8 protein-coding genes and 1 pseudogene are annotated in these 10,143 nt (G+C 59.9%); 5 read left to right on the top strand and 4 right to left on the bottom strand.

Annotation, left to right across the window (positions count from 1 at the left end; translation table 11 throughout):
* Positions 1–126 precede the first annotated feature (126 nt).
* The gene (locus tag IQK56_RS22195) at positions 127–1,866 is read right to left on the bottom strand and encodes a dipeptidase (protein ID WP_193863937.1); all 1,740 of its coding nucleotides are present in this window, start codon (positions 1,864–1,866) and stop codon (positions 127–129) included.
* A 213-nt stretch (positions 1,867–2,079) separates the two neighbouring features.
* Complete coding sequence (locus IQK56_RS22190; RefSeq protein ID WP_122306775.1) at positions 2,080–2,706, bottom strand: alanyl-tRNA editing protein; 627 nt, start codon at positions 2,704–2,706, stop codon at positions 2,080–2,082.
* 89 nt (positions 2,707–2,795) lie between these two features.
* Here IQK56_RS22190 and IQK56_RS22185 point away from each other — a divergent pair, with 89 nt between their 5' ends.
* Positions 2,796–3,743 (top strand): LysR family transcriptional regulator, encoded by a 948-nt coding sequence (locus IQK56_RS22185; RefSeq protein WP_122306774.1) that lies wholly within the window; start codon positions 2,796–2,798, stop codon positions 3,741–3,743.
* Here the strand turns inward: IQK56_RS22185 and IQK56_RS22180 are convergent, their stop codons facing one another.
* Positions 3,744–4,151 carry a PA2817 family protein gene (locus IQK56_RS22180; RefSeq protein ID WP_122306773.1) on the bottom strand — a complete coding sequence of 136 codons (408 nt, stop codon included), beginning with the start codon at positions 4,149–4,151 and terminating at the stop codon, positions 3,744–3,746.
* Between the two features lie 75 nt (positions 4,152–4,226).
* On the bottom strand, positions 4,227–6,674 hold the full coding sequence (locus IQK56_RS22175; RefSeq protein ID WP_193863938.1) for an acyl-CoA dehydrogenase: 2,448 nt from the start codon (positions 6,672–6,674) through the stop codon (positions 4,227–4,229).
* Positions 6,675–6,832: 158 nt separating this feature from the next.
* Here IQK56_RS22175 and IQK56_RS22170 point away from each other — a divergent pair, with 158 nt between their 5' ends.
* The 4 genes and pseudogenes from IQK56_RS22170 to IQK56_RS22155 all read left to right on the top strand — a co-directional run bounded on the left by IQK56_RS22170 (position 6,833) and on the right by IQK56_RS22155 (position 10,008).
* A complete protein-coding gene (locus IQK56_RS22170) occupies positions 6,833–7,492 on the top strand; it encodes a transglutaminase-like domain-containing protein (RefSeq protein WP_193863939.1) in 660 nt (219 codons plus the stop codon).
* A gap of 56 nt (positions 7,493–7,548) precedes the next feature.
* Positions 7,549–8,165: pseudogene (locus tag IQK56_RS22165) on the top strand (glutathione S-transferase).
* Between the two features lie 134 nt (positions 8,166–8,299).
* A complete protein-coding gene (locus IQK56_RS22160) occupies positions 8,300–9,232 on the top strand; it encodes an ABC transporter ATP-binding protein (RefSeq protein WP_099582808.1) in 933 nt (310 codons plus the stop codon).
* On the top strand, positions 9,229–10,008 hold the full coding sequence (locus IQK56_RS22155) for an ABC transporter permease (protein WP_112194370.1): 780 nt from the start codon (positions 9,229–9,231) through the stop codon (positions 10,006–10,008). Before IQK56_RS22160 ends, IQK56_RS22155 begins: the two co-directional genes overlap by 4 nt.
* Positions 10,009–10,143 lie beyond the last annotated feature (135 nt).

Raw genomic sequence — 10,143 nt, 5'->3', positions numbered from 1 at the left:
GTCTCGTTTCCCGCTCCATATTCAAGAAAAAAGCCACTCAGTAGAGTGGCTTTTTTTTGCCTGCGATTTGAGCAACACACTAAAGTGAGCCGCCAACGCCCGCCTGGTGGCGGGCGCGAACGCGGGTCAGAGCGAGGGCAGTTGGCCGATGCGGCCCATCATTTCGGTGACGATCTGCAAGTCCAGCAAGAACTGGTCGACCGTCTTGAACTCATTGTCGGTATGCCCGGTGTACTTCACTTCCGGGCGCGCGAGGCCGAACTGTACACCGTTCGGCAGCTCGTGGACCGAGGTGGCGCCGGCCGAAGTACCGAATTTATGTTCCATGCCCAGGTTCTCGCTGGCGACCGCGAGCAAGGCCTTCACCCATTCACCTTCCGGGTTGCGGAACATCGGCTCGGCCACCGAGTAGGTGAAGTCCACGTTGACCTTGCTCTTCTTATCCCAGGCGCTCAGCTTCTCGGCGATCTCAGCCTTGAGTTTCTCCGGGGATTTGCCCTTCGGCACCCGCAGGTTGACGGCCAGCTTGAAGGCGTTGTCGTCCAGCCCGACAAAGGTCAGCGACGTGGTCAGCGGCCCCATGAAATCATCAGAGAAGCCCACGCCCAATTTGCCACCCAGGTAATCCAGGCCCCAGTTGTCGGACGCATACCGTGCTGCGTCGGTGATGTGGTTGTGCTTGAGGGCAATCTTGCCGTCGACGCTGTGGATCAGCTCGAGCATGCGCGCCACAGGGTTGACACCGGACTCCGGCTCGGAGGAGTGCGCCGACACGGCGGTGACGGTCAGTTTGACGTCCTTGCCGACGACCTTGGCGCTCACGTCAAAATCACCACCGTTGCGCTTGGCGTATGCCGTGCCGGCGTCCTGGAGATTGGCTGCCAATTCGGCAGGTTTTTCGCTGACGAACGTGGCCACTGACACCGATGGAATCTGGTTGGTGGCCATGCCGCCGGTCATTGCGATGATTTCTGCGCCTTTGCCTTCCCCTTTACGGCGCGGGAAAGTCGCCATGACGGTGCCATAACCTTTTTCGGCAATCACCACCGGATAGCCACCGTCCAACGCCAGGTTGTATTGCGGCGTCGGGTTGCGTTCGAAGTAGTAAGGGATGGCGTCGCCGGAGGTTTCTTCAGTGGTGTCTACCAGCAGCTTGAAATTACGCGCCAGCGGCAGCTTTTCTTCCTTGATCACCTTCATGGCATACATCGCCACCACGATGCCGTTTTTATCATCCTCGGTGCCGCGGCCATACATGCGGTCGCCGATCAGCGTGACCTTGAAGGGATCGAGTTGGGTGCCGTCCTTCAATACCCAGTTTTCCGGTGTCACCGGCACCACGTCGGCGTGAGCGTGGATACCCACTACCTCGTCGCCGCTGCCTGCCAGGGAGATTTCATACACGCGGTTGTCGACGTTACGGAAGTCCAGGTCAAAGGTTTTGGCCAGGGCCTGGATCTTGTCGGCAATCCGGATGAACTCCGGGTTCTTGTATTGCGGCACGCCGTCCACGTTGAAGGTCGGGATCTCCACCAGTTCGCGCAGGGTATCGAGGGCGGCTTTGCCGTACTTCACTCGGGTGTAAATACCCAGCAAGCGATGGATGTCGTTCTGCTGGTCGGCGGTCGGGGTCTGGTTGTCGAGGAAGGCGCTGATGGCCGGGCCCACGTCAGCGGTTTTACCCAGGTCGCCCTTGGCCAGGGTGCTGAGGAAACCACGAAAATCGGTGACTGGCGTTTCGTTGAAACCCTTCAGAATCGCCGAGCTTTGCTCCGGCGTAATGTTGGCAAAAACGGCGCTGCTCATCACCGAAAGGCTCGCCGCGAACAAGGTCGCAGCCGCCAATTGCTTGAGGGGAAAGTGCATGGTTAAAGGCATTCCTTTGCAAAGGGAAAGTAGGGGGTTTCTGATCAATGTGTCAGAAACATTTCCACACACTAACACTGCAAAGGTGTGCCAGGGAGACCAGGAAGAGGCTTATCTAAAAACTCGATAGCACCCTCGAATGCGCATGCTGCAACGCTGTAACCTGCGGTTTAGACGCTTCGTGGGGCGCAGTGCTCGAAGAGTCGTCGCGGTTTAGTCCAGGCTGTACCGCACCGACAGCGCGCCCTTTTTTTCCGACAGGGCCAGGATAGTTACCTCCCCCAGCTCGCCAAGGGTTTGCACATGGGTACCGCCGCAAGCGTAGGTGGGCAGCTCACCGAAACCCACCTCGCGGGTGCCGTCATCCAGGGCCATATGGCGCGGGTAGTCTGCGGCGATCCATTGGTTGATCTGCTGCTGAAGGGTCTGGGCGTCGATGGCTTGCGCGCTTTCGCCACGGATAAACGTGATCTTGCCTTCGCCTGGCCAGTGGTGGGCCTTGATCGGCATCCAGCCCAGGGTTTCGCCGGCGTTGCCGATCAAATGCCCGGCGGAATGCAGGCGTGTGTGCAGGGTGCGGCGTGCCGCATCGACCCGTGCGGTGATGGGACCCACAGCTACAGGTTGGTTGACATAGTGCACCACGCGGTCAGCTTCCTGAGTGACGCGCAGGACCTGAGCATCGCCGAGCCAGCCCGTGTCGAACGGCTGGCCACCGCCCTGGGGATGGAAAATCGTCGACTGCAAAATGACCGCAAACTGGTCCTCGCAGGGCGTGCAGCTCAGTACTTCAAGCTCGGCACTGAGGTGATCGTGGGTGAAAAACAGGCGCTCGGTCATTTTCTACATCCGCATCAGGGTTCTGCGGGCAGTATAAATAGTGCTTGAATAGGTGATAATCCGTTCAAATATCAATGGACCTGTGCGTCATGAGCATCAATCTTCCGTTGCCGCTGCTGGGTGAAATGGCGATTTTCGTCAAGGTGGTGGAGACCGGCAGCTTCTCCGGCGCGGCACGGCAACTGAGTGTTTCGCCCTCGGCGGTGAGTCGCAGTATTTCGCGCCTGGAAAAGGCCCTGGCTACCCGGTTGCTGCAGCGCACCACGCGCAAACTGCGCTTGAGCGAAGGCGGAGAAGAGGTGTTCAAGCGCTGCCAGGAGATGGTCAACGCGGCGCGTTCGGTGATGGAAATCAGTGGTCAATTCACCCATGAAGCCGAGGGGTTGGTGCGGGTCAGTGTGCCTAAGGCGGTGGGGCGGTTTGTGGTGCATCCACATATGCCGGAGTTTCTGCGGCGGTACCCCAAGGTGGATGTGCAACTGATCCTCGAAGACCGGCAGGTAGACATGATCGATGACAATGTTGACCTGAGCATTCGCATCACCGACAGCCCGCCGCCGGGGCTGGTGGGGCGGCAGCTATTGCCGATCGAGCATTTGCTGTGTGCGACGCCGCAGTATCTGGCCGAACACGGTATGCCGGAGCATCCCCACGATTTGCTGGAACACAGCTGCCTCTACCTTGGCGAAACCCCGGGCGACTCGCGTTGGAAATTCCGACAGGACGGTAAGGCTGTGACTGTCGGCGTGCACGGGCGTTATGCAGCGAATCACACCGGCGTGCGGCTGGATGCGGTGTTGCAACATGTGGGGATTGGCAGCCTGCCGTTTTTTACGGCGCGCCATGCGTTGGAGGAGGGGCGTTTGGTGCAGGTGTTGCCAGGGTGGGATTTTATTGCGTCCTACCATGGCGAGGCGTGGTTGCTGCATTCGCCCACGCGCTACCTGCCGCCGAAGCTGCGGGTGTTTATTGATTATCTGGTGGAGTGTATGGCGAAGGAGCCGACATTGCGTCGGCCCTCTGGTGTGGCTGGCTGATCAGTGCTTGCTCTGATCCTGGGGCATGGCCAGCAGTTGCTTTTCCTGGTTCCAGTCGAACGGTTCGTCGTTCTGTTCGGCCTCGTAACGACGTTCTTCCAGGGCCTGGTACAGGTCCAGCTCTTCGTCGGGCATAAAGTGCAGGCAATCGCCGCCGAAGAACCACAGCAGATCGCGTGGCACCAGGTGGGCAATTTGCGGGTAGCGCAGAATGACTTGGCTCATCAGGTCCTGGCCCAGGTACTGGCTTTCGATCGGGTCGATCGGCAGCAGGGCGCGCAGTTCGTCGAAGCGCTCCAGGAACAGGGTGTGGCTTTCCTCGGGCACCTGTTCGGCTTCGCCGACGGCAACCAGGATGCTGCGCAGGTGGTCGAGCAAGGCGAGATGATCGGCAACGACGTTGGACACGAGATAAGTCCTCTAAAGCAAAAACGGGCGCGAGAGTATATAGCTCTCGCGCCCGTTTTTATATGACCGCAGGGATCAGCGGACGGTGCCCTCCGCCTGGGCCAGTTCTTCCTTGCTGAAATCATCCACGTCGATCACCTTGCGCCGCGCTGCTTCAGCGTCACGCAACGTCTGCGCCTCGCCCGGTTGCAGCACCCCGGCATGCAGCGCGGCGTCGATGGCATGCTCGCCGGCCGTCGGTTTGACCTGGCCGCTTTTGAGCGCGGTGTGGAGTTTTTTCTGCAGCGGATGGCTGGCACCCAGCAGGTCGTAGGCGTGTTGCAGGGCACCTACCGGATCGTCCGCCGATTGTGGGCGGTAGCAGCCGGCCAGCAACTCTTCCAGTGTCGGGTCGCCTTTGGCGCGGCCGATGACGGCGGCCACCTCGGCATCCAGGGCATCGGACGGTCCGGTATGGCGACGGCCGAACGGGAACACAATCACCCGCAGCAGGCACCCGAGCACCTTGTTCGGGAAGTTGCCCAGCAACTCATCCAGCGCACGTTCCGACTCGCCGAGGCTTTCTTCCATGGCCCAGGCGAACAGCGGTTCCAGGTGGTCCGGCGAATCCAGGTCGTGATAACGCTTGAGTGCCGCCGAAGCCAGGTACATATGGCTCAGTACGTCCCCCAGGCGTGCCGACAGGCGTTCGCGGCGTTTCAGTTCGCCGCCCAGCAGCATCATGCTCAAGTCCGCAAGCAGGGCGAAGGCCGCAGCCTGGCGATTGAGTGCACGGAAATAACCCTGGCTCAGGCGGTTACCCGGCGCTTTCTCAAAGCGGCCAAAGCCCAAGTTCAGTACCAGGGTGCTGGCGGCGTTGCTCACGGCAAAACCGATGTGTTGCATTAGCAGGCCGTCGAATTCCTTCAGGGCCTGGTCATGGTCTTCGCGACCGGCCAGGGCCATTTCCTTGAGCACGAACGGATGGCAGCGGATGGCGCCCTGGCCAAAGATCATCAGGTTGCGCGAGAGTATATTCGCGCCCTCGACAGTGATGAAGATCGGCGCGCCTTGCCAGCTTCGACCCAGGTAGTTGTTGGGGCCCATGATGATGCCCTTGCCGCCGTGCACGTCCATGGCGTGGCTGATGCATTCGCGGCCGCGCTCGGTGAGGTGGTACTTAAGGATCGCCGACAGCACTGAAGGTTTTTCCCCGAGGTCGACGGCATTGGCGGTGAGCATGCGCGCACTGTCCATCAGCCAGGCGTTGCCGCCGATGCGGGCCAGGGCTTCCTGGATACCTTCGAAGGCGGAGAGTGGCACGTTGAACTGTTCGCGCACCTGGGCGTACTGGCCGGTCACCAGGCTGGTGAACTTGGCCGCGCCGGTGCCCACGGCAGGCAAGGAAATCGAGCGGCCCACCGACAGGCAATTCATCAGCATCATCCAGCCCTTGCCGAGCATTTCCTGGCCGCCGATGAGGAATTCCAGGGGGATGAACACGTCCTTGCCGGAGTTGGGGCCGTTCATGAAGGCGGCGCCGAGCGGCAGGTGACGACGGCCGATTTCCACACCGGGAGTGTCGGTGGGGATCAGCGCCAGACTGATACCCAGGTCTTCCTCTTCGCCCAACAGATGGTCCGGGTCATGGGCTTTGAAGGCCAGCCCGAGCAGGGTCGCGACCGGTCCCAGGGTGATGTAGCGTTTTTCCCAGTTCAGGCGCAGGCCGAGGGTTTCCTTGCCTTCCCATTCACCTTTGCAGATCACGCCGGTGTCAGGCATGGCGCCCGCATCGGAGCCGGCCAGTGGGCCAGTGAGGGCGAAGCACGGGATGTCATCGCCGCGGGCCAGGCGTGGCAGGTAGTGGTTGCGTTGTTCTTCGGTGCCGTAGTGCAGCAGCAGTTCTGCCGGGCCGAGGGAGTTGGGCACCATCACGGTGGAGGCGAGGTCGCCGCTGCGGGTGGCGAGTTTCATCGCCACCTGGGAGTGGGCGAAGGCGGAGAAGCCCTTGCCGCCGTACTCCTTAGGAATGATGAGTGCGAAGAAACCGTGGGTCTTGATGTGCTCCCAGGCAGCCGGCGGCAGGTCCATGGCCTGGCCGATTTCCCAGTCGCTGACCATGGCGCAGAGTTCTTCGGTAGGGCCGTCGATGAAGGCCTGTTCCTCTTCGGTCAGTTGCACCTTGGGGTAGGCCAGCAACTTGTCCCAATCGGGGCGGCCGCTGAACAGTTCGCCGTCCCACCACACGGTGCCGGCGTCGATGGCGTCGCGCTCGGTTTCGGACATGGGCGGAAGTACTTTCTGGAACCAACTGAACAGTGGCTTGGTGAAATATTGGCGGCGCAGGTCCGGCAGCAGCAACGGTGCGGCCACGACAGCGATCAACACCCAGAAGATCAGCAGCAGCCAACCCGGTGCATGGCTCCAGGCGCCCATCGCCAGCAGGTAGACGGCGACCACACCCAAGGCGGGCAGGGGCGCGGTGCGGCGATGTGCCAGGTAGGCAACGCCGACCACCAGAACCAGTATCCACAACAACAGCATATTCAATCCTCCGTGAAACCAGGGGCGAAACCACCAAGGAGCTTAGTCGGCATCCGAGCAAGCGCGGTGATCAGGGTGTTACGAGATTTGGCGGATTCGTCGTTATCCCCACGGCCGACCTGTCGTTAGACTCCAGGCTTCCCTCGGAGACAGCGCTCATGGAAACGTACCTGAGTCCCAGCCGCTTCATCGATAGTGACCACCCTGCGGTGGTGGAGTTCGCCGAAAAACATCGCGGAACCCGTGCGGATTTAACTGACCAGGCAGTCAGTCTCTATTACGCCGTGCGTGAGGCCGTGCGCTACAACCCCTACACCTTCAGCCGCGATCCAGACACCTTGAATGCCAGCTTCGCCTTGGCCACCCGTGAGAGCTACTGCGTGCCCAAGGCCACCTTGCTTGCTGCCTGCGTCCGTCACTGCGGGATCCCGGCGCGCATTGGCCTGGCGGATGTGCGCAATCACCTGTCGACCCCGCGCCTGCTTGCGTTGCTCAAAAGTGATGTGTTCGCCATGCATGGCTACACCGAGTTGCACTTGAACGGCCGCTGGGTCAAAGCCACGCCGGCATTCAATCAGCAATTGTGCGAAGTATTCGATGTTCCGCCGTTGGACTTCGATGGGCGCAACGACAGTGTGTTTCACGCGTTCAATCGCCAGGGCCAGCGCTCGATGGAGTACGTGGTGGACCACGGGCAATTTGCTGATGTGCCCGAGGAATTATTCTTCGCCCATATTCAGAAATGTTACCCGCACCTGTTTGTCGACGACATGCCAAACCTGTTGGGCGACCTGCAGAGCGATTTAAGCCGCGGGTGAACCGGCGTATGCTGCTGCGTCCATCAAGCCATGTTCATCAACAATAAGGCGCGGTCATGCTGAAGATCTGGGGTCGTAAAAATTCATCAAACGTCAGGAAAGCACTGTGGTGCGCCGAGGAACTCGGCCTGGACTATGAGGCAATTGATGCGGGCGGCGCCTTTGGTGTGGTCGACACCCCGCAATACCGGGCGTTGAACCCCAATGGCCGGGTGCCGATGATTCAGGACGGTGACTTTGTGTTGTGGGAATCCAACACCATCGTGCGTTATCTATGTGCCAAGCACGCGTCGGAATTTTATCCGAGCGATCTGCAAGCCCGAGCCAGCGCGGAGAAGTGGATGGACTGGACCACCTCGACCCTGGCCGAGCCATTCAAGGCGGTGTTCTGGGGTGTTGTGCGCACTCCGGCGGAAAAACAGAACTGGGACAGCATCAATGCCGGCGCCAAGCGTGTATCGATGCGCTTAAAACAGTCGATCAGGCCCTCGCCGAGCAGCCTTACCTGTCCGGCAATGCCTTTGGCATGGGCGATATCCCCTTGGGTTGCTTTGCCTACGCCTGGTTCGAAATGCCCATCGAGCGCCCGACAATGCCCCATTTGGAAGCCTGGTATCAGCGCCTGCAACAACGTCCGGCTTATCGCAAAGCGGTCATGACCGCGTTGACTTAATACTGACTATTAATACAGGTGACTGTACTTGTGCGGCGCGGGCAAGCACCATGCTTGTCATGCGCCGCCGTTGAACTACGTGGGCTGCGCGCTCATCTACTCCTTTCATTCCCTTCTTTGGTGCGTATTCCGATATGAGTTCCGCTCTGTCCATCCGGCAGCTAACCAAAACCTACGGCAACGGTTTCCAGGCCCTGAGTGGTATCGATCTGGATGTTGCCGAAGGTGACTTCTTCGCCTTGCTCGGCCCCAATGGTGCCGGCAAATCCACCACCATCGGCATCCTCTCCACCCTGGTCAACAAGACCAGCGGCACGGTGAATATCTTCGGCCATGACCTGGATAAATCCCCGGCAGCGCTCAAGCGTTCCATCGGCGTGGTGCCCCAGGAATTCAACTTCAACCAGTTCGAAAAGACCTTCGATATCGTCGTGACCCAGGCCGGTTACTACGGCATCCCGTCGAAAGTCGCCAAGGAACGCGCCGAGCAGTACCTGACCCAGCTCGGTCTGTGGGACAAGCGCGATGTGCCGTCCCGTTCGTTGTCCGGCGGTATGAAACGTCGCCTGATGATCGCCCGCGCGCTGGTGCATGAGCCACGCCTGCTGATCCTCGATGAGCCTACCGCTGGCGTGGATATCGAGTTGCGTCGTTCGATGTGGACCTTTCTCACCGAGCTGAACGAGAAGGGCATCACCATCATCCTCACCACCCATTACCTGGAAGAGGCTGAGCAACTGTGCCGCAACATCGGCATCATCGACCACGGCACCATCGTCGAGAACACCAGCATGCGTAACCTGCTGGGTCAGTTGCATGTGGAAACTTTCCTGCTCGACCTGAAGAACAATCTGTCGGCGCCGCCGCAACTGCTGGGCTACCCAAGCCGTCTGTTGGACAGCCACACCCTGGAAGTCCAGGTCGACAAGGCCATGGGCATCACTGCGCTGTTCACGCAGTTGGCGACCCAGAACATCGAAGTGCTGAGCTTGCGTAATAAAACCAATCGCCTTGAGGAGTTGTTCGTGTCCCTGGTGGAGAAAAATCTGACGAAGGTGGCGGTATGAGTTCCGAACTGCAACCCAACCTCGTCGCGCTGCAAACCATCGTTTACCGTGAAGTGAAGCGCTTTACCCGGATCTGGCCGCAGACCCTGCTACCGCCAGCGATCACCATGGTCCTGTACTTCGTGATCTTCGGAAACCTGATCGGCCGGCAAATCGGTGACATGGGTGGTTTCACCTACATGGAGTACATCGTGCCGGGCCTGATCATGATGTCGGTGATCACCAACTCCTACGGCAACGTCGTCTCAAGTTTCTTCGGCAGCAAGTTCCAGCGCTCCATTGAAGAACTGATGGTCTCGCCGGTGTCGCCGCATACCATCCTGCTCGGCTACACCGCAGGCGGTGTGTTGCGTGGCTTGATGGTCGGGGTGATCGTGACGCTGCTCTCGCTGTTCTTCACCCACCTGCAGGTGCATCACCTCGGGGTCACTATTTTGGTGGTGGTGCTGACGGCGACGATCTTCTCGCTGCTGGGGTTCATCAACGCAGTATTCGCACGCAACTTCGATGATATTTCGATCATCCCGACCTTCGTGCTGACGCCGCTGACCTACCTGGGCGGCGTGTTCTACTCCATCAGCTTGCTGCCGCCGTTCTGGCAGACCGTGTCGCTGGCCAACCCGGTGCTGCACATGGTCAACGCCTTCCGTTACGGCATCCTGGGTGTGTCGGATATCAAGATCAGTGTGGCGATCACCTTCATGATCGTGGCGACCATCGTCTTGTACATCGGCTGCGCGAAATTGCTGGTGAGTGGGCGCGGGATGCGTACATAACTCACTGAATACCTGTGGGAAATGTGGGAGGCCCCACTACCTCTTCGACGTAGCGCTGTCGCGCAGCAAACTGGGCGCGCCTACGAAATCTGCGGCTCAGTAAGTAGGCTTCACCCGGTTTGAGTGTGGGAGGGG

The sequence above is a fragment of the Pseudomonas cyclaminis genome, from assembly GCF_015163715.1.
GTDB classification, from domain to species: Bacteria; Pseudomonadota; Gammaproteobacteria; order Pseudomonadales; family Pseudomonadaceae; genus Aquipseudomonas; species Aquipseudomonas cyclaminis.
The sequence above is the reverse complement of the archived record's forward strand: the minus strand, read 5'-3'. Positions and strand labels throughout refer to the sequence as shown.